The 22,310-nt window shown below is 67.8% G+C and carries 18 protein-coding genes; 9 read left to right on the top strand and 9 right to left on the bottom strand.

Features of this window, described 5'->3' with window-relative positions:
* The first annotated feature begins 49 nt into the window (after window positions 1-49).
* The gene (locus tag ALIDE2_RS12395) at window positions 50-1,057 is read left to right on the top strand and encodes a Bug family tripartite tricarboxylate transporter substrate binding protein (protein WP_013722198.1); all 1,008 of its coding nucleotides are present in this window, start codon (window positions 50-52) and stop codon (window positions 1,055-1,057) included.
* 83 nt (window positions 1,058-1,140) lie between these two features.
* Here the strand turns inward: ALIDE2_RS12395 and bioB are convergent, their stop codons facing one another.
* The 6 genes from bioB to scpA all read right to left on the bottom strand — a co-directional run bounded on the left by bioB (window position 1,141) and on the right by scpA (window position 10,061).
* A complete protein-coding gene (gene bioB / locus ALIDE2_RS12390) occupies window positions 1,141-2,214 on the bottom strand; it encodes a biotin synthase BioB (protein WP_013722197.1) in 1,074 nt (357 codons plus the stop codon).
* A 366-nt stretch (window positions 2,215-2,580) separates the two neighbouring features.
* A complete protein-coding gene (locus ALIDE2_RS12385; RefSeq protein WP_013519119.1) occupies window positions 2,581-3,042 on the bottom strand; it encodes a VOC family protein in 462 nt (153 codons plus the stop codon).
* A gap of 58 nt (window positions 3,043-3,100) precedes the next feature.
* Window positions 3,101-5,149 (bottom strand): acetyl-CoA carboxylase biotin carboxylase subunit, encoded by a 2,049-nt coding sequence (locus tag ALIDE2_RS12380; protein ID WP_013722196.1) that lies wholly within the window; start codon window positions 5,147-5,149, stop codon window positions 3,101-3,103.
* A gap of 157 nt (window positions 5,150-5,306) precedes the next feature.
* Window positions 5,307-6,839 (bottom strand): acyl-CoA carboxylase subunit beta, encoded by a 1,533-nt coding sequence (locus tag ALIDE2_RS12375; protein ID WP_013519117.1) that lies wholly within the window; start codon window positions 6,837-6,839, stop codon window positions 5,307-5,309.
* A 56-nt stretch (window positions 6,840-6,895) separates the two neighbouring features.
* Complete coding sequence (gene meaB, locus ALIDE2_RS12370) at window positions 6,896-7,903, bottom strand: methylmalonyl Co-A mutase-associated GTPase MeaB (protein ID WP_013519116.1); 1,008 nt, start codon at window positions 7,901-7,903, stop codon at window positions 6,896-6,898.
* 16 nt (window positions 7,904-7,919) lie between these two features.
* The gene (scpA, locus tag ALIDE2_RS12365) at window positions 7,920-10,061 is read right to left on the bottom strand and encodes a methylmalonyl-CoA mutase (RefSeq protein WP_013519115.1); all 2,142 of its coding nucleotides are present in this window, start codon (window positions 10,059-10,061) and stop codon (window positions 7,920-7,922) included.
* A 115-nt stretch (window positions 10,062-10,176) separates the two neighbouring features.
* On the opposite strand from scpA, the gene ALIDE2_RS12360 reads away from it, so the two are divergent.
* The 6 genes from ALIDE2_RS12360 (at window position 10,177) to ALIDE2_RS12335 (ending at window position 17,504) form a co-directional block, all read left to right on the top strand.
* On the top strand, window positions 10,177-11,628 hold the full coding sequence (locus tag ALIDE2_RS12360; protein WP_041700867.1) for a short-chain fatty acyl-CoA regulator family protein: 1,452 nt from the start codon (window positions 10,177-10,179) through the stop codon (window positions 11,626-11,628).
* Window positions 11,629-11,731: 103 nt separating this feature from the next.
* The gene (locus tag ALIDE2_RS12355) at window positions 11,732-12,955 is read left to right on the top strand and encodes a CaiB/BaiF CoA transferase family protein (protein ID WP_013722195.1); all 1,224 of its coding nucleotides are present in this window, start codon (window positions 11,732-11,734) and stop codon (window positions 12,953-12,955) included.
* A gap of 37 nt (window positions 12,956-12,992) precedes the next feature.
* The gene (locus tag ALIDE2_RS12350) at window positions 12,993-13,958 is read left to right on the top strand and encodes a Bug family tripartite tricarboxylate transporter substrate binding protein (protein WP_013722194.1); all 966 of its coding nucleotides are present in this window, start codon (window positions 12,993-12,995) and stop codon (window positions 13,956-13,958) included.
* 2 nt (window positions 13,959-13,960) lie between these two features.
* A complete protein-coding gene (locus ALIDE2_RS12345; protein WP_013519111.1) occupies window positions 13,961-14,893 on the top strand; it encodes a hydroxymethylglutaryl-CoA lyase in 933 nt (310 codons plus the stop codon).
* Between the two features lie 13 nt (window positions 14,894-14,906).
* Window positions 14,907-15,542, top strand: a complete 636-nt coding sequence (locus ALIDE2_RS12340; protein ID WP_013519110.1) for a GntR family transcriptional regulator — start codon at window positions 14,907-14,909, stop codon at window positions 15,540-15,542.
* A 135-nt stretch (window positions 15,543-15,677) separates the two neighbouring features.
* On the top strand, window positions 15,678-17,504 hold the full coding sequence (locus tag ALIDE2_RS12335) for an AMP-dependent synthetase/ligase (RefSeq protein WP_420796261.1): 1,827 nt from the start codon (window positions 15,678-15,680) through the stop codon (window positions 17,502-17,504).
* On the opposite strand, the gene ALIDE2_RS12330 is transcribed toward ALIDE2_RS12335, so the two are convergent.
* The 3 genes from ALIDE2_RS12330 to ALIDE2_RS12320 form a co-directional block, all read right to left on the bottom strand.
* Window positions 17,501-18,625: a saccharopine dehydrogenase family protein gene (locus ALIDE2_RS12330; RefSeq protein WP_013519108.1), complete on the bottom strand. Its 1,125-nt coding sequence runs from the start codon at window positions 18,623-18,625 to the stop codon at window positions 17,501-17,503. The genes ALIDE2_RS12335 and ALIDE2_RS12330 overlap by 4 nt on opposite strands.
* A gap of 188 nt (window positions 18,626-18,813) precedes the next feature.
* Entirely contained in the window at window positions 18,814-19,422 is a 609-nt protein-coding gene (locus ALIDE2_RS12325; protein ID WP_013519107.1) for a TetR/AcrR family transcriptional regulator, read from the bottom strand.
* Window positions 19,423-19,425: 3 nt separating this feature from the next.
* Window positions 19,426-19,887 (bottom strand): MaoC family dehydratase, encoded by a 462-nt coding sequence (locus tag ALIDE2_RS12320; RefSeq protein ID WP_013519106.1) that lies wholly within the window; start codon window positions 19,885-19,887, stop codon window positions 19,426-19,428.
* Window positions 19,888-20,120: 233 nt separating this feature from the next.
* On the opposite strand from ALIDE2_RS12320, the gene dusA reads away from it, so the two are divergent.
* The gene (gene dusA / locus ALIDE2_RS12315; protein ID WP_081471086.1) at window positions 20,121-21,122 is read left to right on the top strand and encodes a tRNA dihydrouridine(20/20a) synthase DusA; all 1,002 of its coding nucleotides are present in this window, start codon (window positions 20,121-20,123) and stop codon (window positions 21,120-21,122) included.
* A 66-nt stretch (window positions 21,123-21,188) separates the two neighbouring features.
* The gene (locus ALIDE2_RS12310; protein WP_013519104.1) at window positions 21,189-22,247 is read left to right on the top strand and encodes a GTP pyrophosphokinase; all 1,059 of its coding nucleotides are present in this window, start codon (window positions 21,189-21,191) and stop codon (window positions 22,245-22,247) included.
* Window positions 22,248-22,310 lie beyond the last annotated feature (63 nt).

The raw sequence follows: 22,310 nt of genomic DNA, 5'->3' as shown, positions 1-22,310 counted from the left end.
GGCGTGCCCGGGCGACCGGCGCCGGGCCCCACCCACAGGAGACACGTACATGCCCCATTCCTCGACGACCTTCCTCAACCGCCGCCAGCTGCTCGCGGGCGGCGCGGCGGCAGCCACCGCGCCGTGGCTGCCCCAGGCGCGCGCCCAGGCCGCCTGGCCCACCAAGCCGCTGCGCCTGGTGGTGCCGTTCGCGCCCGGCGGTAGCTCGGAAATCGTGGCCCGCGCCGCGGCGGCCGAGATCTCCAAGACCATCGGCCAGAACATGTTCGTGGACAACAAGCCCGGCGCGGCCGGCAACATCGCCATGCAGGAGGTGGCGAACAGCACCGACGAGCACACGCTGATCCTGGGCCACATCGGCACGCTGGCCGTCAACCCCTTCATCTTCCCCAGGCTGCCCTACGACGCCAACCGCGACTTCGCGCCGATCACGCTGCTGTCCAAGGTGCCCAGCCTCTACGTGGTGCACCCGGACCTGCCGGTGAAGAACCTCAAGGATTTCATCGCCTACGTGAAGGGCAAGCCCGGCCAGCTCAACTACGGCAGCGCGGGCAACGGCAGCGCGGGGCACCTGGCGTTCGAGTACCTCAAGATGGCCAGCGGCATCTTCATGCTGCACGTGCCCTACCGCGGCACGGGCCCCATGCTCACCGACCTGATGGCGGGCCGCCTGCAGGCCGCCGCGGTGGGCGCACCCGCGCTGCTGCCCTTCATCAAGGCCGGCAAGCTGCGCTGCATTGCCACCGGCACGGCGCAGCGCCTGGCCCAGATGCCCGACGTGCCCACGGTGGCTGAGCAGGGCTTCAAGGGCTTCGAGATGACGCAGTGGTACGGCCTGATCGCCCCGAGCAAGTGGCCCAAGGCGCACCTGGCCAGGCTGGAGGCCGAGGCCGTCAAGGCCGCGCGCAGCACCCTGGTCAAGGAAAAGCTGGCGCAGGAGACGGCCCTGGCCGTGGGCAACAGCAGCGCCGAGTTCGACGCCTTCATCAAGGCCGAGCAGGCGCGCTGGAAGCCGGTGATCGAGCGCGCGCAGATCAAGCCCGAGGGCATGGGCTGATCAAGACCTTGAACACGCTCTAAGTCCAATCGACATCCAGCGCCCGTCCGGCAAGCGCTTGCAGCTATGAATCAGATAGCGTCTCAGCAGGCACCCTCCTGCGCGCCCTGCGCGCGCGTGCCGCGCAGGCCCAGCCGGGCCAGCAGCCTGTTGTCGGCCTCCACATCGGGGTTGCCCGTCACGAGCAGCTTGTCGCCGTAGAAGATGGAGTTGGCACCGGCCAGGAAGCACAGCGCCTGCACCGCGTCGCCCAGCTGCTGGCGCCCGGCGGACAGGCGCACGCGCGCCCTGGGCATGGTGATGCGCGCCACGGCGATCACGCGCACGAAGTCCAGCGGGTCCACGGGCGCGCTGTCCGCCAGCGGCGTGCCGGGCACGCGCACCAGGCTGTTGATGGGCACGGACTCGGGGTACGGGTCCAGGTTCGCCAGCTGCGCGATCAGCCCCGCGCGGTGCACCGGCGCCTCGCCCATGCCTACGATGCCGCCGCAGCACACGCCGATGCCCGCCGTGCGCACATGGCGCAGCGTGTCCAGCCGCTCCTGGTACTGGCGCGTGCTGACCACGTCCTGGTAGTACTCGGGCGCGGTGTCCAGGTTGTGGTTGTAGTAGTCCAGCCCGGCATCGCGCAACGCCCGGGCCTGGTGCTGCTGCAGCATGCCCAGCGTGGCGCAGGTCTGCAGGCCCAGGCCTTTCACGGCAGCGATCAGCGCGGCCATCTTCTCGATGTCGCGGTCCTTGGGCGCGCGCCAGGCCGCGCCCATGCAAAAGCGCGTGGCGCCCGCGTCCTTGGCGGCTTGGGCGGCGCGCACGACCTCCTCCGCCTCCATGAGCTTTTGCCCCTTCACACCGGTGTCAAACGCGGCCGACTGCGGGCAGTAGCCGCAGTTTTCGGGGCAGCCGCCGGTCTTGACCGACAGCAGTGTGGCCAGCTCCACGTCGCCCTCGGGCCAGTGCGCGCGGTGCGCGGCCTGGGCGCGCCACAGCAGCTCCATGAACGGCAGATCGAGCAGGTCCTGCACGGCCTGCACGCTCCAGCCCTGCCCTTCGGCCGCCATGGCCGAGGGCGCGGGCCCGCGCGGGTGGAAGTGCAGCGGCTGGTTTGCGCCCGCGTCTTGGGCACAGGCGGTGGGGGCGGTCGTCGTGGCAAGGGTCATCGCGTTTCTCTCCAGGGTGGCCGCGGCACTCGGCTGCCGCAAGGCCGGCCGATTGTGCGAGGAGCCGCCGGGCCTGTGAAGCGGGCATGGTGCAAAAAACCGGAAGAAAAAAGATGCCCCCAAAAGAGGCAAATTTCGTCCATTTTTGAATACAGATGATGATTTTTTGGCGCTTTTTTGGACGAGAGGACGCACGCCGGGATGGGTCCCCGCATCGAATGCCGTATGAGCGCCAAAATCACTCAACTGCCGCTAAATCCGGGCGCGCCGATCCGGGGATGCGCGCATTTCGCACGAACCGGCGGGCAACGAAAAAGGCCCTGGTCTTTCGACCAGGGCCTTGGCGGATGGATGGATCGAGGGCTTTCAGCCCAGGGCCGCGATCACCTCGGGCGGCGCCTGCACCAGCTCGATCAGCACGCCCTCGCCCGCGATCGGGAACTCGTCGTTGCCCTTGGGGTGCAGGAAGGTGATGTCATAGCCCGCGGCGCCCTTGCGGATGCCGCCCGGCGCGAAGCGCACGCCCTTGGCCGTGAGCCATTCGACGGCGCGCGGCAGGTCGTCGATCCACAGGCCGATGTGGTTGAGCGGCGTGGCGTGCACCGCCGGCTTCTTGTCGATGTCCAGCGGCTGCATGATGTCCACCTCCACCTTGTAGGGCCCCTGGCCCATGGCGAGGATGTCCTCGTCCACGTTCTCGCGCTCGCTCTGGAAGGTGCCGGTCTGGGCCAGGCCCAGCATGTCCACCCACAGGGTTTTCATGCGCGCCTTATCGGTGCCACCTATGGCCACCTGCTGGATGCCCAGGACTTTGAACGGACGGGTCATTGGATGCTCCTTTTTCAATAGCTCATGGCGCTTGCATGGCAAGCGCCATGGCCGGTTTTCATGCGAATTCCAGGATCACCTGGTCCACCGCCAGGGATTCGCCCTTGCCCGCAACGATCTTGCTCACCACCCCGTCCTGCGCGGCGAAGAGGATGTTCTCCATCTTCATGGCCTCGATGACGGCGAGCTTTTCGCCCGCCTGCACCTTCTGGCCCGGCTGCACGGCCACGTCCACCAGCAGGCCCGGCATGGGCGAGAGCAGGAACCTGGACAGGTCCGGCGGCGCCTTGTAGGGCATGAGCTTGAGCAGCTCGGCTCGGCGCGGCGTGAGCACGATGGCGTCGATCTGCGCGCCGTTGTGCACGATGCGCAGGCCCAGCGGGTTCTTGGGCCGGTTGCGCTCGATCTGCGCCGTGAAGCCCTGGCCGTTGCACGCGCCCTGGATGCGGATGCTGCCCAGGTGCGCGGTGCTGCTGATGCGGTAGTCCTTGCCGCGGATGTGCACCACGCTGGAGCCCGAGTCGTTCTCGAAGTCGGTCACGCTCACGTCGTGGTACTGGTTCTTGCCCTCCGTGCCCAGGACGACGACGACGAACTCCTCGCCCACCTGCACCTCGTGGCCCGCCAGCTGTCCGCTGATGCCGCTGGCGCGTGCGCGGGAGCGGCGGTACATGTAGGCGGCCAGGGCGACGAGGAAGTCCGGGTCTTCGTGCTGCACGTCCTCGGCCACGAAGCCGTGGGCATAGTGCTCGGCGATGAAGCCGGTGTTGAACTGGCCCGCGACGAACTTCGGGTGCGCCAGCAGCGCGGCCTGGAAGGGGATGTTGCTGTTGATGCCGCGGATGGCGAAGCCGTTGAGCGCGGCGCGCATCTTGGCGATGGCGTCGTCGCGGTCGGTGCCGTGCACGATGAGCTTGGCGATCATCGAGTCGTAGTACATGGGGATCTCGCCGCCCTCGTACACGCCGGTATCCACGCGCACGCCGTACTTCCTGCCGGTGTCGGCCTGGAACATGGTCTCCTGCGGCGGCGTGAAGCGCACCAGGCGGCCGGTGGAGGGCAGGAAGTTGCGGAACGGGTCCTCGGCGTTGATGCGGCACTCGATGGCCCAGCCGTCGCGCTTCACGTCGGCCTGGGTCAGGGGCAGCTTTTCGCCCGCGGCGACGCGGATCATGAGCTCCACCAGGTCCAGGCCGGTGATGCATTCCGTCACCGGGTGCTCCACCTGCAGGCGCGTGTTCATCTCCAGGAAGTAGAAGTCCTGGTCCTTGCCGACCACGAACTCCACCGTGCCCGCGCTCTGGTACTTCACGGCCTTGGCCAGGGCCACGGCCTGCTCGCCCATGGCCTTGCGCGTGGCATCGCTGATGAAGGGCGACGGCGCTTCCTCGATGACCTTCTGGTGGCGGCGCTGGATGGAGCATTCGCGCTCGTTCAGGTAGACCACGTTGCCGTGGGCGTCGCCCAGCACCTGGATTTCGATGTGGCGCGGCTCCTGCACGAACTTTTCCATGAACACGCGGTCGTCGCCGAAGCTGTTGCGCGCCTCGTTGCGGCAGGAGGTGAAGCCCTCGAAGCATTCCTTGTCGTTGAACGCCACGCGCAGGCCCTTGCCGCCGCCGCCCGCACTGGCCTTGATCATCACGGGGTAGCCGATCTTCTGGGCGATCTGCACCGCCTCCTCGGGCGACTCGATGGGCTCGTTGTGGCCGGGGATGGTGCTGACCTTGGCCTCGCCCGCGAGCTTCTTGGACGCGATCTTGTCGCCCATGGCGGCGATGGAGTAGTGCTTGGGACCGATGAAGACGATGCCCTCTTCCTCCACGCGCCGGGCGAAGTCCTCGTTCTCGCTCAGGAAGCCGTAGCCCGGGTGCACGGCCTGCGCGCCGGTCTGCTTGGCCGCGGCGATGATCTTGTCGGCCTGCAGGTAGGACTCGCGGCTGGGCGCGGCGCCGATGTGCACGGCCTCGTCGGCGAGCTTGACGTGGCGCGCCTCCTTGTCGGCGTCGGAGTAGACGGCGACGGTGGCGATGCCCATTTTCTTTGCCGTGGCAATCACCCTACACGCAATCTCGCCCCGGTTCGCGATCAGGATTTTGGTAAACATTCTCTGGCTCCTTAAGCGATGGGGTGGCGTGTAGTAGCCCGCTGCGCGGGCTGCGGCAGGCAATCTGTCGAAACGTCCGCTGCGCGGCCGTTTTCGCCCCGGTTGGCAATCAGAATTTTCGTAAACATGGTGTTCTTTTCTCCTTGGGCGGCAGCCATCACAGCGGAATGTTTCCGTGCTTGCGCCACGGGTTCTCGAGCTTCTTCTCGCGCAGCATGACCAGCGAACGGCAGATGCGCTTCCTGGTCTCGTGCGGCAGGATCACGTCGTCGATAAAGCCGCGCGCGCCCGCCACGAAGGGGTTGGCGAAGCGCTCCTTGTATTCGGCCTCGCGCGCGGCGAGCTTCACGGGGTCGTTCTTGTCCTCGCGGAAGATGATCTCCACCGCGCCCTTGGCGCCCATCACAGCGATCTCGGCGTTGGGCCAGGCCAGGTTCACGTCGCCGCGCAGGTGCTTGGAGGCCATCACGTCGTAGGCGCCGCCGTAGGCCTTGCGCGTGATGACGGTGACCTTGGGCACCGTGCACTCGGCGTAGGCGAACAGCAGCTTGGCGCCGTGCTTGATGATGCCGCCGTACTCCTGCGCCGTGCCGGGCATGAAGCCGGGCACGTCCACGAAGGTGATCACGGGGATGTTGAACGCGTCGCAGAAGCGCACGAAGCGCGCGGCCTTGATGCTCGACTTGATGTCCAGGCAGCCCGCCAGCACGAGAGGCTGGTTGGCCACGATGCCCACGGTCTGCCCCTCCATGCGCGCGAAACCGATGATGATGTTCTTGGCGTACTCGGGCTGCAGCTCGAAGAAGTCGCCGTCGTCCACGGTCTTGAGGATCAGCTCCTTCATGTCGTAGGGCTGGTTGGGGTTGGCCGGCACCAGGGTGTCCAGGCTGCGGTCCATGCGGTCGGCCGGGTCCTTGCTCGGGCGCACCGGGGGCTTCTCGCGGTTGTTGAGCGGCAGGTAGTTGTACAGGCGGCGCAGCATCAGCAGCGCCTCGACGTCGTTCTCGAACGCCATGTCGGCCACGCCGCTCTTGGTGGTGTGGGTGAGCGCGCCGCCCAGCTCCTCGGAGGTGACCTCCTCGTGCGTCACGGTCTTGACCACCTCGGGGCCGGTCACGAACATGTAGCTCGAATCCTTGACCATGAAGATGAAGTCGGTCATGGCGGGCGAGTACACCGCGCCGCCCGCGCAGGGGCCCATGATCATGCTGATCTGCGGCACCACGCCGCTGGCCATGACGTTGCGCTGAAACACGTCGGCATAGCCGCCGAGCGACGCCACGCCTTCCTGGATGCGCGCGCCGCCCGAATCGTTGAGGCCGATCACGGGCGCGCCCACCTTCATGGCCTGGTCCATGACCTTGCAGATCTTCTCGGCGTGCGCCTCCGACAGCGCGCCGCCGAACACCGTGAAGTCCTGGCTGAAGACGAACACCAGGCGGCCGTTGATCATGCCGTAGCCCGTGACCACGCCGTCGCCGGGGATCTTGTTGTCCTGCATGCCGAAGTCGGCGCAGCGGTGCTCGACGAACATGTCCCACTCTTCGAAGGTGCCTTCGTCGAGCAGCAGCTCGATGCGCTCGCGCGCCGTGAGCTTGCCCTTGCCGTGCTGCGCGTCGATGCGCTTCTGCCCCCCGCCCAGGCGGGCGAGTTCGCGCTTCTTCTCCAATTGGTCGAGGATGGTTTGCATGAGGTTCGTTCCTTCGTTGGTATCCAGTTTGCTCTTTGTTCGATAGCTTCAAGCGCTTATCCAGACTGCGCTGCAAGCAGATTTCTTGCCGCAGTGCTGGCGGCTATGCGGCCCGCGGCCACGTCGGCCTGCATCTGCGGCAGCAGCGCGCGCACCTGCGGGTGGGCGCGGAACGCCTGCTTGAGGCCGAAGTCGATGCGCTCCCACATCCAGGCCAGGGCCTGCTTCTCGCGCCGCGCCGCCAGGCGGCCGTTGGCGGTCTGCATCTGGCGGAATTCGCACACCACGGCCCAGAAGTCTTCCATGCCCTGGTGCTGCAGGGCGCTGGTTTGGATGACCCTGGGGCGCCACTGCGCGGCGTTGTGCGGATCATGCTCCGGATTGCCGTGAAAGCCCAGCAGGCGCAGGCTCGACGTGATCTGCGCCTGGGCGCGCGTGGCCGCCGCCGCGTCGATGTCAGCCTTGTTGATGACCACCAGATCGGCCAGCTCCATCACGCCCTTCTTGATGGCCTGCAGGTCGTCGCCCGCGTTGGGCAGCTGCAGCACGCAGAACATGTCGGTCATGCCGTGCACGGCCGTCTCGCTCTGGCCCACGCCCACGGTCTCCACGATCACCACGTCGTAGCCCGCGGCCTCGCAGACCAGCAGGCTCTCGCGCGTCTTCTCGGCCACGCCGCCCAGCGTGCCGCCGCTGGGGCTGGGGCGGATGTAGGCGTTCTCCTGCATGGAAAGCCGCTCCATGCGCGTCTTGTCGCCCAGGATGGAGCCGCCCGAAACGGAGGAAGACGGGTCGATGGCCAGCACCGCGACCTTCAGGCCCTGGCCTATCAAGTAGATGCCCAGCGCCTCGATGAAGGTGGACTTGCCCACGCCGGGCACGCCGCTGATCCCCAGGCGCAATGCCCGGCCCGTGTGCGGCAGCAGTTCGGTGAGGAGCGCGTCGGCCTGGGCGCGGTGGTCGGGGCGCGTCGATTCCAGCAGCGTGATGGCCTTGGCCATGGCGCGGCGGCGAACCAGGGGCGCGCCGCGGGTGATGGCTTCGAGCAGGGGATGGGATGTCATCCTGGAGCGTCGGGCTTCAGGCAATAGCCTTCTTGATCTGCTCCAGCACGTCCTTGGCGCTGGCCGGGACCGGCGTGCCGGGGCCGTAGATGCCCTTGACGCCCGCGTTGTACAGGTATTCGTAGTCCTGCTGCGGGATCACGCCGCCCACGAAGACGATGATGTCGTCCGCGCCCTGCTCCTTGAGCGCCTGGATGATGGCGGGCACAAGCGTCTTGTGGCCCGCAGCCAGCGTGGAGACGCCCACGGCGTGCACGTCGTTCTCAATGGCCTGGCGCGCGCATTCCTCGGGCGTCTGGAACAGCGGGCCGATGTCCACGTCGAATCCTAAGTCTGCGAACGCCGTGGACACCACCTTTGCGCCGCGGTCGTGGCCGTCCTGGCCCAGCTTGGCGATCATCACGCGCGGGCGGCGGCCTTGGCTTTCGGCGAAGGCGTCTATCTCGCCCTTGAGTTTTTCCCAGCCCTCGGCTGAGTCGTAAGCGGCAGCGTACACACCGGTCACCTTTTGCGTATCGGCGCGGTGGCGCCCGAAAGACTTTTCGAGCGCATCCGACACCTCGCCCACCGTGGCGCGCAGGCGGATGGCCTTGATCGACAGATCGAGCAGGTTGCCTTGGCCGGACTCTGCTGCGGAAGTGAGAGCGGCCAGCGCTTGATCCACGGCGCTCTGGTCGCGTTTTGCCTTGATGGCGTTCAGGCGCGCGATCTGGCTCTCGCGCACCTTCACGTTGTCCACCTCCAGGATGTCCACGGGGTCTTCCTTGGCGAGCTTGTACTTGTTCACGCCGACGATGACCTCCTTGCCCGAGTCGATGCGCGCCTGCTTCTCGGCGGCGGCGGCCTCGATCTTGAGCTTGGCCCAGCCGCTGTCCACGGCTGCGGTCATGCCGCCCATGGCCTCGACCTCCTCGATGATCTTCCAGGCGGCGTCCGCCATGTCCTGGGTCAGCTTCTCCATCATGTAGCTGCCGGCCCAGGGGTCGATCACGTTGGTGATGTGGGTTTCCTCCTGGATGATGAGCTGCGTGTTGCGCGCGATGCGGGCGCTGAACTCGGTGGGCAGCGCGATGGCTTCGTCCAGCGCGTTGGTGTGCAGCGACTGCGTGCCGCCGAACACGGCCGCCATGGCCTCGATGGTGGTGCGCACCACGTTGTTGTACGGGTCCTGCTCGGTCAGGCTCCAGCCGCTGGTCTGGCAGTGCGTGCGCAGCATCAGGCTCTTGGGGTTCCTGGCGTCGAAGCCCTTCATGATGCGGCACCACAAGAGGCGCGCGGCGCGCATCTTGGCGATCTCCAGGTAGAAGTTCATGCCGATCGCCCAGAAGAACGACAGGCGCCCGGCGAACTCGTCCACGTCCATGCCCTTGGCGATGGCCGTCTTCACGTACTCCTTGCCGTCGGCCAGCGTGAAGGCCAGCTCCAGCGCCTGGTTCGCGCCGGCTTCCTGCATGTGGTAGCCCGAGATCGAGATCGAGTTGAACTTGGGCATGTTCTTGCTCGTGTACTCGATGATGTCGCCGATGATGCGCATCGACGGCTTCGGGGGGTAGATGTAGGTGTTGCGCACCATGAACTCTTTCAGAATGTCGTTCTGAATGGTTCCGGAGAGCTTGTCCTGCGACACGCCCTGCTCCTCCGCCGCCACCACGTAGCCCGCCAGCACCGGCAGCACCGCGCCGTTCATGGTCATGGACACGCTCACTTTGTCGAGCGGGATCTGGTCGAAGAGGATCTTCATGTCCTCCACGCTGTCGATGGCCACGCCCGCCTTGCCCACGTCGCCCGTCACGCGCGGGTGGTCGCTGTCGTAGCCGCGGTGCGTAGCCAGGTCGAACGCCACGGAAACGCCCTGCCCGCCCGCGGCCAGGGCCTTGCGGTAGAAGGCGTTCGATTCTTCTGCGGTGGAGAAGCCCGCGTACTGGCGGATCGTCCAGGGCCGCACCGCGTACATGGTGGCCTGGGGGCCGCGCAGGTAGGGCTCGAAGCCCGGCAGCGTGTTGGTGTAGGGCAAGCCCTCCAGATCGGCCGCGGTGTACAGCGGCTTGACGGTGATGCCGTCGGGCGTGGTCCAGTTCAAGTTCTCCGCATCGCCCTGAGGGGCCGACTTGCTGGCCGCCTTGTTCCAGCGCTGCAGATCTCCAAAATCGAAAACCATGGTGGTGTCCTTGTAATATCTATATTTACAATCTTCGCAAAAAGAGCGAGGATTAGCAATAATTAGGAGAACAATTTATGCGAATTGCGAATGTAAATTTGCGATGTTTGCAAACATGAGCAAGGCTTTCATGGGGGCGCACCTGAAGACGCTGCGCGAGCAGCGCGGCTTGACCCAGGCGGCGCTGGCGCAGGCGCTGAAGGTGTCGCCCAGCTATCTGAACCAGATCGAGAACAACCAGCGGCCGCTCACCGTGAACGTGCTGCTGCGGCTGCAGGCGGCCTTCGGCATCGACCTGCAACAGTTCTCGGAGGACTCGCAGGCGCGGCAGCTGGGCCAGCTGCGCAGCGCCCTGGCCGACATGCCGGGCGGCGACCAGGTGCCGCTGGCGGAAACCCGCATCCTGGCCGAGCAATTGCCGGCGGCCACGCGCGTGCTGCTGGGCTTGCACAAGCGCATCCGCGCGGCGGAGGAGCGACTGTCAGTGATCGCGGAAAACACGGACAGCGGCCACGCCGCGCATGCCACCTCCGCCCCCGTGCAGCCGTACGAGGAGGTGCGCGAGTTCTTCTACGCGGGCCATCAGCACCTGGCCCTGCTGGACGAGCAGGCCGAGCAGCTCTACCTGCAACTGCACCCCGAGAACACTGACCCCCATGCGCCGCACGCGGCCCGGCTCGTGGCGGCGCTGGAGCAGCGTCTGCGCAGCCTCCACGGCATCACCGTGCTGCGCGCGGCGGGCTCGCCCGCGGTCGAGCAACCGGTGCGCATGCTGGAGCGCGCCAGCCACCAGCTGCGGCTGGGGGCTGGCCTGAGCGCCGGCCAGCAGGCATTCCAATTGGGCATACAGCTCGCGTTGCTGGAATCGGGGCCGACGATCGACGGATTCACCAACGCGGCCAACTTCGGCAGCGACGAGGCGCGCGCCCTGGCCCGCATCGGCTTCGCCAACCATTTCGCGGCGGCGCTGCTGCTGCCCAACCGGCTGTTCCAGAAGACCGCCGACGAATTGCGCTACGACATCGATCTGCTCGGCGAGCGCTTCGGCGTGGGCTTCGAGACGGTGGGCCACCGCCTCTCGACGATGCGCCACGCCTCGCCGCACAGCATCCCGTTCTTCTTCGTGCGCGTGGACCGGGCGGGCAACATGTCCAAGCGCCAGTCGTCGGTCGACTTCCACTTCTCGCGCACCGGCGGCACCTGCCCGCTCTGGAACGTGTACGACGCGTTCTCGCAGCCGGGCAAAATCCTCACGCAACTGGCCCGCATGCCCGACGAGCGCACCTACCTGTGGATTGCCCGCACGGTGGAGCACCGGCGCGGCGGTTACGGCACGCCCGGGCGCATCTTTTCGGTGGCGCTGGGCTGCGATGCGCGCCACGCCCATCGGCTGGTCTACGGCGACGGGCTGGGGTTGGACGCGCCCGAGCGCGCCGTGCCGATCGGCTCGGGCTGCAAGGTGTGCGACCGCGAGAGCTGCGTGCAGCGCGCCTTCCCCGCGCTGGGGCGGCCGCTCTCCATCGACCCGAACGCGCGGCGGTTCGCGCCCTACGCGCCCGCGTCCTGAAGGTCCTAGGGTTTCATCGGATGCGGAGCGCCCGTGAAGTGCGCCAAGATCGCGCGCCAAGTTATTTGTAATTATTAATTCAGAATAATTAATTCTGCCCAGCATGACCAGTCCATCTGCTTCCGCGCCTTCTCCCTACCTCGCCCCTGACGACCTGCCGCTCAAGGGCGTGCGCGTGCTGGAGATCTCGCACATGATCATGGGCCCCGCCACCGGCATGACGCTGGCCGACCTGGGCGCCGAGGTGATCAAGGTGGAGCCCGTGGAGGGCGACCGCACGCGCCGCCTCAAGAGCGCCGGCATTGGCTACTTCCCCGTGTTCAACCGCAACAAGCAAAGCTTCGCGGTCGATCTGAAGTCGGCGGAGGGCCGCAAGCTCGTCCAGGACCTGGCCGACAAGGCCGACATCGTGCTGGAGAACTTCCGCGACGACAGCCTGCTGCAGTACGGGCTGGACCACGCATCGGTGCGCGCGCGCAACCCGCGCGCCATCTACGTCTCGCTCAAGGGCTTCCTGAGCGGCCCCTACCAGGAGCGCACGGCCCTGGACGAGGTCGTCCAGATGATGGGCGGCATGGCCTACATCAACGGCAGCGACGACCGCCCGCAGCGCGCCGCGCCTTCCGTCAACGACATCCTGGGCGGCCAGTTCGGCGTGATCGGCGCCCTGAGCGCGCTGCACGAGCGCGAGCGCACGGGCGTGGGCAAGTACGTGCGCGCGGGCCTGTTCGAGACCAACCTGCTGCTGGTGGCGCAATTCATCACGCAGTTCGAGCTGACCGGCACTCCCGCCCTGCCCTTCGGCAGCAAGCGCGAGCCGCCCTGGGGGGTCTACGACCTGTTCACGACCAAGGACGGCGCGCGCGTCTTTGTCGCCGTGGTCAGCGACGCCCAATGGCGCACTTTCGCCGCCACCTTCATGCCCGCGGGCTGGGCCGAGGACGCGCGCCTGTTCTCCGCCATCGACCGCGAGGCCGCGCGCCCGTGGGTCGTGCCCGCCGTGGCCGAAGTGCTCAAGAACTGGAACAGCGCCGACCTGTGCGAGGCCCTCGAAAAGGCCAAGCTGTCGTACGCGCCGGTGAACCAGCCCCATGATCTGCTGAAAGACCCGCACCTCACGCAGGGCGGCGCCTTGATGCCGACGCTGCTCCCGACCGGGGAGCATGTTTCCACGCCCGCCCTGCCCCTCGAATTCGATGGACTCAAGGTGGGCAAGCGCGCCGACCCGCCCCAGGTGGGCGAGCACACCGTGGCGATCCTGAAAGACCTCGGCCTGGACGACGAGGCCATCGCGCTGCTGCGCCAGCACGGAAAGATCGGCGGCTGACATCCGCCACACCCCATTCCCCGGAGACATCCTCACCATGCAACGACGAATCCTCATCGCGGGGCTGATGGCCACTGCGGCCTTTGCCCACGCCCAGCCCCCCGCCCCCTTCCCCGCGAAGCCGATCCGCGTGATCATCCCTTCCACGCCCGGCGGCGGCACCGACTTCATCGGCCGCAACCTGGCCACCCACCTGGCCGAAGCCAAGGGCTGGGTGATGGTGCCCGACAACCGCCCCGGCGCCGGCACGGCGCTGGGCCTGGCCGAGCTGGCACGCGCGGCGCCCACGGGCTACGACATCGTGATCGGCCAATCGGACAACGTGTCGCTGATCCCGCTCTTGATGAAGACGTCCTACGACCCGATCAAGGACCTGCAGCCGGTCTCGCTGCTCGCCACCACGCCCATGGTGCTGCTGGTCACCGCCGATTCGCCCTACAAGACCCTGGCGCAGCTCATCGACGCCGCGCGCAAGGAGCCCGGCAAGATCAGCTACGGCACCTCCGGCACGGGCGGCTCGGTGCACATTTCTGTGGAAATGCTGCAGGCGGCGGCCGGCTTCAAGATGCAGCACGTGCCGTACAAGGGGTCGAGCCCGGCGCTAGCGGACCTGATGGGCGGCCACCTGCAGGTCGCCGGCGCCTCGATCTCGTCGGCCACCAACATCATCCAGAGCGGCAAGGTGCGCGCGCTGGCCGTCACCTCCGCCGCGCGCAACGCATCCCTGCCCGACGTGCCGACCGTGGCCGAGTCGGGCTACAAGGACTACAGCTTCGTCACCTACTACGGTGTCTTCGCGCCCGCCGGCACGCCTGCCGACGTGGTGAAAACCTTGAACGACGCCGTGGTGCAGGTCATGGCGCGCCCCGACGTGCGCGCCGCCTATGCCAAGCAGGGCCTGGAGGCCAGCTCCACCACGCCGCAGGAATTCTCCCGGCTCATCGAGAAGGACATCGCCAAGGCGAAGGCGACGATCCAGGCGGCGCACATCCAGGTGCAATAGGCATGCTCAGGAGTGTCACCGTCACCGAAGTCGGTCCCCGCGACGGGCTGCAGCTGATCGCCAAGCCCGTCTCCACTGAGGCGAAGATCGCCTGGATCAAGGCGCTGCACGCGGCCGGCCTGCGGGACATCGAGGTGGGCAGCTTCGTCTCGCCGCGCCTCGTGCCGCAGATGGCCGACTCCGCGGCGGTGGTGGCGCAGGCGCTGCGGATCGAAGGGCTGAAGGTCTACGCCCTCGCCGCCAACCTCAAGGGCGCCATGGCCGCCTACGAGGCGGGCGCGCACATCATCGTGATTCCGCTCTCGGCCAGTGACCGGCACAGCCGCGCCAACGTGAACAAGGGCACGCTGGAGCACATCGCCGCCATCGGCGACATCATCGAATGGCTGCGCGCGCAGCCGCGGCCTGTGCGCATCGATTGCGTGACCGCCTCGGCATTCGGCTGCTCGGTGGCCGGCACCGTGCCATTGGGCGACGTGGTGGCCGCCGCCAAGGCGCTGGCGCTGGCCGGCGCCGACCGCATCACCCTGGCCGACACGGTGGGCCATGCCCATCCGGCCCTGGTGCGCGATACCGTGCGCGCCGTGCAGGACGCGGTCGGCCCGCTGCTGCAAAAGCTGCACCTGCACGACACCATGGGCCTAGGGCTTGCCAACGCGCTGATGGGCCTGCAGGAGGGCATCCGCGAGTTCGACGCGTGCATGGGCGGGCTGGGCGGCTGCCCCTTCGCGCCCGGCGCGTCGGGCAACATCGTCACCGAGGACCTGGTCTTCATGCTGGAGAGCATGGGCTTCGCCACGCACGTCGACCTCCCGGCGCTCCTGGCGGCCCGCGCCGCCATCGCGCCGCACCTGCCCGCACAGGCGCTGCGCGGCGGCGTTCCCGTGGCGGGCATCCCGTCCACGTACCAGCCGGCCAGCGGTTGCATGCACTGATATTCTCGGGCGCATGAAGACCGTCCCGCTGCCCCGCCAAGCCCTGTACGAAGAAGTGGCCGAACTGCTGCGCCAGCGCATCTTCCGCCAGGAGCTGGAGCCAGGCAGCTGGATCGACGAGCTGAAGATCGCCGAGGAAATCGGCATCAGCCGCACGCCGCTGCGCGAGGCGCTGAAGGTGCTCGCGGCCGAAGGCCTTGTCACGATGAAGGTGCGGCGCGGTGCCTACGTGACGGAGATGTCGGAGAAGGACCTGCGCGACGTCTACCACCTGCTCGCGCTGCTGGAGAGCGACGCGGCCGGCGTGGTGGCGGCCGCGGCCACGCCGCAGCAGCTGGGCGAGCTGGAGGCGCTGCACGCCGAGCTGGGCGCCGCCGCGGGCGACCGCGAGCGCTTCTTCACCCTCAACGAGCGCTTCCACCTGCGCCTGCTGGAGCTGGCCGACAACCGCTGGCGCGGGCAGATGGTGGCCGATCTGCGCAAGGTCATGAAGCTCAGCCGCCACCACTCCCTGTTCAAGCAGGGGCGCATCGAGGATTCGCTGGCCGAGCACGAGGCCCTCATGGCGGCGCTGCGCGCGCGCGACGCGCAAGGCGCCGCGCAGGCCATGCGCGCGCATTTCGCCCACGGGCTGGAAGCCGCAGGCTGATGCGCTGGCTGCGATAATCCGCAGCACGGTCGTGCGGAAATTTGCACGAAATCCGCTTCAAAGCCTCGCCAGACAAGCGCTGGCAGCTCCTGTTTTGGACGTTTTCAAGGCCGGGACAGCCGGCCGATGGCGCGCATGACCTCCACCCTTCCCGACCTGCACGCCGTGCAGACCCTGCCCGAGCTGCTGGCTTTTCGCGCAGCCCTCACCCCCGACCGCGAGGCCTACCGCCAATGCGACTCCGCCACCGGCCACTGGACCAGCCTGAGCTGGTCTCAGGCGCAGGAGCGCGTGCGGCAGTGGAGCCGCGCCATAGCCGCCTCGGGCCTGCCGCAGGGCGCGCGTATCGCCGTGCTGCTGCCCAACGGGCTGGACGCCATGAGCATCGACCAGGCCGCCATGGCCACGGGCTGCGTGCCCGTGCCGCTGCACGCCATCGACAACCCGGGCAGCATCGCCTACATCCTGCAGGATGCGGAAGTCTCGCTGCTCGTCGTACAGGATGCCGCGCAGTGGGAGCGCGTGCGCGGCGTGGGCCTGCCGCTGCCGCACCTGATGGGCGTGGTGGCGACGGCCAAGGCGCCGGCGCAGGACGCCGGACCGGACGCAGTTCCCGTCGCGCCCCTGTCCGCTTGGCTGCAGCATGCCGCGGCGGACACCCCGCTGCCCCCGCCGCCCGGCCCCGAGGACCTGGCGGCCATCGTCTACACCAGCGGCACCACGGGCAAGCCCAAGGGCGTGATGCTCACGCACGCCAACGTGATCGCCGACGTGAAGGCCGTGCTCCAGCGCATCGTCCCCACGCCGGACGACGTGTTCCTGTCCTTCCTGCCGCTGTCGCACACCTTCGAGCGCACGGGCGGCTACTACCTGCCCGTGGCCTCGGGCAGCTGCGTGGCCTATGCGCGCTCGGTGGCGCAGCTGGCCGACGACATGCTGACCGTGCGCCCGACGGTACTGGTGTCGGTGCCGCGCATCTACGAGCGCGTGCACGCCAAGCTGATCGAGACCCTCTCGTCCTCGCCGTGGAAGATGCAGCTGTTCCAGGCTGCGCAGGCCGTGGGCTGGAGGCGCTTTTGCGCCGCCCAGCGTCTGCCCGCGCCGCAGGACGACGGCGCCGGCAGCTGGATGCGCGCCCTGCCCTGGCCACTGCTGCGCGCCCTGGTCGCCAGGCCGCTGCTGGCCCGTTTCGGCGGCCGCGTGCGCGTTGCGGTGAGCGGCGGCGCGCCGCTGCCGCCCGCCATCGCGCAGTGCTTCCTGGGCCTGGGCCTGCCGCTAGTGCAGGGCTATGGCATGACCGAGACCACGCCCGTGGTCAGCGTGAACGCGCTGGACGACAACGACCCGTCCACCGTGGGCCGCGCCCTGCCCGGGGTGGAGGTGCGCATCGGCGAGAACCGCGAGCTGCAGGTGCGCGGCCCCATCGTCATGAAGGGCTACTGGAAGCGCCCCGAGGACACGGCCCGCGCCATCGGCGAGGGCGGCTGGCTGGGCACGGGCGACCAGGCCGAGATCGTCGATGGCCGCATCCGCATCCTGGGCCGCATCAAGGAGATCATCGTCACCTCCACCGGCGAGAAGGTGCCGCCGGCCGACCTGGAGCTGGCCATCACGGCCGATCCGCTGTTCGAGCAGGCCTTCGTCGTGGGCGAGCAGCGTCCCTTCATCGCCTGCGTGGCCGCGGTGCAGGCCGAGGAATGGCGCCAACTCGCCGGCCAGTTGGGGCTGGACCCCGACGACCCGGCCAGCCTGGCACACCCCAGCGCCACGCGTGCGGCGCTGGCGCGCATCGAGAAGCTCGCCGCGGGCTTCCCGCGCTATGCCGTGCCGCGCGCCGTGCACCTGGTGCGCGAGCCCTGGACCATAGAAAACGCCCTCATGACGCCCACGCTCAAGCTCAAGCGCAACAGCCTCATGGCGCACTACGCGGACGCCATCGAGGCCATGTACCAGCGGCGCTAGGCCTGCGTGCCCTCCACGTCGTAGACGCTGCCGAAGCGGTTCGCCAGGAAGTCTGCCAGCGCGATCTGCTCCTGCCGCACGAAGCCCGCCTGCGGCAGCCGCCCGCTGCTCACCAGGTCCAGCGCGGCGCAGATGGCCGCGGCCGTGGTGTGCTGGATGGCACTGAGCGCCTGCCCGCGCAGCCGCCGGCCCAGGATGCGGGCCGCGTAGCTCTCCTGCACCAGCCGCCCGCCGCGCAGGCCGCTGGCAACGGCCAGGATCACGACTACGTCCTGCCGCGTCGCGGCAATGGCGCCCTCCAGCAGCTCGCGCAGCAGCTCGCGCCGCTCGCGCAGGCGCAGCTCGTGCAGCAGCAGCCGCACGGCGGCGTGGTGGCCGGGGTAGCGGATGGTCTTGTAGTCGAGCTGCTGCAGCCGTCCCTCCCAAGTCCGGGTCAGCGTGCCCAGGCCGCCCGAGGTGCTGAAGGCCTCGTACTCCACGCCGTCGATGAGCAGCGTCTCCAGGCCGTCCAGCGCCGGCACGCTGGTGCGCTGGCCGTCCACGATGGCCTCGCAGGGGTTGCAGTACTCGTTGATCAAGCCCTCGGTGCTCCAGGTCAGGCTGTAGCGCAATGCCCCCTGCGGGTAGCGCGGCAGCGCCCCCACGCGCAGGCGCAGCGCCTGCGCGCCGCCGTCCAGGCGCCCGGCCAGGTCGTTGCCCACGATGCCGATGAAACCCGGCGCCAGCCCGCACTGCGGCATGAGCACGCTGCGCGCGCCGGCCGCCAGCGCGCGGATCGCCCGGGTGCTGGCCACGTCCTCGGTCAGGTCGAAGTAATGCACGCCGTGCCGGGCGCACAGCGTGGCCACGGCCGCCGCCTGGTGGAACGGCAGGGCGTTGAGCACCGCATGGCAGCCGGCGACGGCCGCCTCCAGCGCCGCCGCATCGGGCACGTGCACGGTGGCCACGCCCGCCAGAGCCTGCACCCGCTGCAGCGAGGAGAGGTTGCGGTCGGCCACCTGCAGCGCGTAGCCACCGGCGTCGGACAGCAGCAGCGCGATGGCATGGCCGATATGGCCTGCCCCCAGGACCAGCACGGAGCGGCCCCCTGTCGGGGCGGCATGGGGTTGAGGTGTGGCCATGGCGCGCCTCCTTCCAAGCGACCTGTGTGATAGGCCATGCTAGTACACCGCCACGGAGATGCGCCAGGCGTATTTGCCGGCAGTGCGCAGTTCCGGCCGGCGCGACGCGCGTCCCTGGTTGCTCATGTATCAATAGCTGCCAGCGATCTCCCCGTAAGCGTTAGAGGGCAAAAATACCTCAAAGGGGCCTAAGGTTTCTCGTTCTTCGGGGAGAGTGAAGCCGCCGCGGCAATGACCGCGTCTTCGATATCGCGGACCCAGCCTGCATTGCCCGCCGCCTGGTTCAGGACCCGCGCGCCAACCATGGCAGCAAAAAGCGCCATGGCTTCGCGGGACGCGGCAGGCACGGGGGGCTCTCCCTCCGTGCCCGCCCCTTCGACGAACTTTTCGAAGAGCTCATGGATGCCGGCCTGGTAGGCACGGACGGCCGGTCCGGCCGCATCGCCGGTCGCGACGTGGGGAGCGAACGCCAGAATGGGGCATCGGCGTTCTGGAGACCGGTTGTTGATGTAGCGGCGCACCAACTCCAGATTCCGTTCTCTGGCATTTGTGTCCGCATTCTCGTAGACCTCGTCCCAGGCCTTCAGCGCCTGCGTGAACGCGAGGCCGCAGGCCTGCGCGACCAGCGCATCCTTGGAATCAAAATGCTTGTAGAAGCCGCCCACGGTCATTCCGCAGGCGCCCATCACGTCCGACACGGACACGTTGTCGACGCCGCGCTGGCGAAACAGCGCATTGGCGCGGTCCACGATCCTTGCGCGGTTCTCCAGGGCCTTCTCCTGCGTCGAGCGTCCCATGGACTACGCCGTCCTTTTGAAGGCAACGACCTTGCTGACCAGCTTCTGCAGAGGAGCACCGTGCTGGTTGGAGGTCACGCTTTCGAGCACCACGATGGCCCGGTCGGGCTTTGATCGAGAAGGCGCAATGTCCTTGATGGTGCTGGTCACGCGAAGTACGTCACCCGGCCGCGTGGGCTGCGACCAGCTGAGTTCGGCTCCAGCGCCAATCACGCCCCTGGCCAGAGGAAAGCTCTGCACCAGCAAGCGCATGGTGATCGCCACGGTATGCCATCCGCTCGCGGCCAGCCCCTCGAAGAACGAGCCCTTGGCAGCCTGCTCATCGAGGTGGAACGGCTGCGGGTCAAACTGGGACGCGAATTCGACGATCTGCTGTGCGTCGAGCGCATGCGGAGGGCTCACGAACACATCCCCCACCGCCAAATCCTCCAGGTACAGCGGCTTGGCCGCTTGCGCGTCTTTCATCGGTCGTACTCCAAGTGTTTATCGTCGCCGCCGTAAGGTAACGGAAAATAGATTACGATAATAATCTTATTTACTCAACGGGCATCTTCCCGACGTTTGGGCCTGAAGCCCATCGGCGTGGCGCGGCTCAGGGAAAATCACGGCCCCGCCTTGCTTGATGCAGACCTGCACCAGGAATTTTTCACCCCCTGCCAATCCGCCCACACGCAACGACGTGACGCGGCGCGAAATCCATGGAAACCGAAGAGAACCAACAACTTGGCTCAGGACTGAGCCCCTGGCGCATGAGCGTGGCGCCGATGATGGACTGGACCGACAGGCACTGCCGCCACCTGCACCGCCTGCTGTCGCGCCACGCCCTGCTCTACACCGAAATGGTGACCACCGGCGCGTTGCTGCATGGCGATGTGCCACGCCACCTGCGCTTCGGCGAGGCCGAGCACCCCGTGGCGCTGCAGCTGGGCGGCAGCGAACCTGCCGACTTGGCGCACAGCGCCCGCCTGGGCGCGCAGTGGGGCTACGACGAGATCAACCTCAACTGCGGCTGCCCCAGCGAGCGCGTGCAGCGCGGCGCCTTCGGCGCCTGCCTGATGAACGAGCCGCGGCTGGTAGCCGACTGCGTGAAGGCCATGGTGGACGTGGTCGACATGCCCGTCACCGTCAAGCACCGCATCGGCATCGACCAGACGGAGGACTACGGCTTCGTGCGCGACTTCGTGGGCACGGTGGCCGACGCGGGCTGCCGCGTGTTCATCGTGCATGCGCGCAATGCCTGGCTCAAGGGACTCTCGCCCAAGGAGAACCGCGAGATTCCGCCGCTGCGCTACGAGGTGGCGGCGCGGCTGAAATCGGACTTCCCGCAGCTGACCATCGCCATCAACGGGAGCTTGCAGACCGACGCGGCCGTGCTGGAACAGCTGGCGCTGGTCGATGGCGTGATGGTGGGCCGCGAGGCCTACCACAACCCCTGGTGGCTGACGCGCTGGGACGAGCTGTTCTTCGGCGCCAAGCCCGGCACGCTCACGCGCGAGCAGGTCGAGGAGGAGATGGTGGCCTACATGGAGCGCGAGGCCGCCGCGCACGGCACGCACTGGTACGCCGTGGCGCGCCACATGCTGGGCCTGCGCAACGGACTGCCCGGCGCGCGCCGCTGGCGCCAGGTGTGGAGCGACCACCGCCTGAAGCACCTGCCCGCGCGCGAGGTGATGGCGCTGGCGCGCATCAGGCCAGCCTAGGATTGACGGGGGGCTCCGGCCCGTCCTGCCCTACCATTGCCAAGCTCTCCTTCCCCCCGCCGCCCCATGTCTTCCGCGATCCAGCCCGCACACGAGGAATCCGTCTTCCACGCCTTCTACGCGCGGGAGCTGCCGGCGCTGCAGCAGGCCTGCGCGTTCTTCATGGCGCTGCTGCAGTCCATCCTGTCCCAGGCCCGCCACATCGACATCGCCAAGATCGAGGGCCGCGTGAAGGACCGCGACGAGTGCCTGCGCAAGTTCTCGCGCAAGTACCGCACGGCGCTGGAGGAAAGCGGCACGCCCTACGAGATCCACCACTACATCACCGACCTGATTGGCGTGCGCGTGGTCTGCCTCTACGAGGACGAGCTGGAAAAGGTGGCGCAGATCGTGCAGTCGCACTTCGACGTGATCGACGTGACCGACAAAGTCAGCGCCATGGAGGGCACCGAGGCCTCGTTCGGCTACAAGGGCCTGCACCTGGACTTGCGGCTCAATGCCGAGCAGGCGGCGCTGCCCCAGAACGCGGCCTACGCCAACCAGCCGTTCGAGCTGCAGGTGCGCACCATCATCCAGGACGCCTGGAGCGTGCTGGACCACAAGATCAAGTACAAGAAATCGATCCCCGCGCAGCTCAAGCGCCGCATCAACGTGCTGTCGGCGCTGTTCGAGCTGGCCGACCGCGAGTTCCGCCAGATCCGCGACGCCACCGCCGCCGAGCTGCAGCGCGCGTCCGACGAAACCGCCGAGCCTGAACCCGGCACCGCGCGGGCGCCGGCGCCCGGCAGCGAGCTCGATGCCTTCACCTTCCTGAAGATCGCCAACCATTTCTTCAAGGACGCCGAGTTCGACGCCCGGAAGGTGGACCAGTTCGTGGACGACATCCGGGCCTGGTCGCCGGGCATCACCCGCTCGCGCTTCAATGCGCTGATGCGCGAGACCCTGGCCACGGTCAAGCGCTACAAGCAGTTCTACGAGGAACACAACCCCGAGGGCAGCTTCACCCCCTTCACCGTGATCCGCCACTGCCTGTACCTGGGCGACAAGCAGCTGTTCCGGCGTGCTTTACGCAACAGTTCGCGCGAGGCCTTCGAGGCATGGTTGCAGGGAGCTCCGTACGTCTAGATACAGGTCAAAAACGGCGGAAATGCCCACCGGCAAAGCGACATTCGCTATCATAAAATTGTG

The sequence above is a fragment of the Alicycliphilus denitrificans K601 genome (assembly GCF_000204645.1).
Lineage (GTDB): Bacteria > Pseudomonadota > Gammaproteobacteria > Burkholderiales > Burkholderiaceae_C > Alicycliphilus > Alicycliphilus denitrificans.
The sequence above is the reverse complement of the archived record's forward strand: the minus strand, read 5'-3'. Positions and strand labels throughout refer to the sequence as shown.

Excerpts from the sequence above, each read along its gene's own strand:
- ALIDE2_RS12380 (WP_013722196.1), bottom strand. The coding sequence starts at position 5,149 with ATGTTTACCAAAATCCTGATCGCGAACCGGGGCGAGATTGCGTGTAGG.
- ALIDE2_RS12320 (WP_013519106.1), bottom strand. The coding sequence starts at position 19,887 with ATGAAAGACGCGCAAGCGGCCAAGCCGCTGTACCTGGAGGATTTGGCG.
- ALIDE2_RS12395 (WP_013722198.1), top strand. The coding sequence starts at position 50 with ATGCCCCATTCCTCGACGACCTTCCTCAACCGCCGCCAGCTGCTCGCG.
- ALIDE2_RS12330 (WP_013519108.1), bottom strand. The coding sequence starts at position 18,625 with ATGGCCACACCTCAACCCCATGCCGCCCCGACAGGGGGCCGCTCCGTG.
- ALIDE2_RS12360 (WP_041700867.1), top strand. The coding sequence starts at position 10,177 with ATGAGCAAGGCTTTCATGGGGGCGCACCTGAAGACGCTGCGCGAGCAG.
- ALIDE2_RS12345 (WP_013519111.1), top strand. The coding sequence starts at position 13,961 with ATGCTCAGGAGTGTCACCGTCACCGAAGTCGGTCCCCGCGACGGGCTG.
- ALIDE2_RS12375 (WP_013519117.1), bottom strand. The coding sequence starts at position 6,839 with ATGCAAACCATCCTCGACCAATTGGAGAAGAAGCGCGAACTCGCCCGC.
- dusA (WP_081471086.1), top strand. The coding sequence starts at position 20,121 with ATGGAAACCGAAGAGAACCAACAACTTGGCTCAGGACTGAGCCCCTGG.
- scpA (WP_013519115.1), bottom strand. The coding sequence starts at position 10,061 with ATGGTTTTCGATTTTGGAGATCTGCAGCGCTGGAACAAGGCGGCCAGC.
- ALIDE2_RS12385 (WP_013519119.1), bottom strand. The coding sequence starts at position 3,042 with ATGACCCGTCCGTTCAAAGTCCTGGGCATCCAGCAGGTGGCCATAGGT.
- ALIDE2_RS12355 (WP_013722195.1), top strand. The coding sequence starts at position 11,732 with ATGACCAGTCCATCTGCTTCCGCGCCTTCTCCCTACCTCGCCCCTGAC.
- ALIDE2_RS12335 (WP_420796261.1), top strand. The coding sequence starts at position 15,678 with ATGACCTCCACCCTTCCCGACCTGCACGCCGTGCAGACCCTGCCCGAG.
- bioB (WP_013722197.1), bottom strand. The coding sequence starts at position 2,214 with ATGACCCTTGCCACGACGACCGCCCCCACCGCCTGTGCCCAAGACGCG.
- meaB (WP_013519116.1), bottom strand. The coding sequence starts at position 7,903 with ATGACATCCCATCCCCTGCTCGAAGCCATCACCCGCGGCGCGCCCCTG.
- ALIDE2_RS12325 (WP_013519107.1), bottom strand. The coding sequence starts at position 19,422 with ATGGGACGCTCGACGCAGGAGAAGGCCCTGGAGAACCGCGCAAGGATC.
- ALIDE2_RS12310 (WP_013519104.1), top strand. The coding sequence starts at position 21,189 with ATGTCTTCCGCGATCCAGCCCGCACACGAGGAATCCGTCTTCCACGCC.
- ALIDE2_RS12350 (WP_013722194.1), top strand. The coding sequence starts at position 12,993 with ATGCAACGACGAATCCTCATCGCGGGGCTGATGGCCACTGCGGCCTTT.
- ALIDE2_RS12340 (WP_013519110.1), top strand. The coding sequence starts at position 14,907 with ATGAAGACCGTCCCGCTGCCCCGCCAAGCCCTGTACGAAGAAGTGGCC.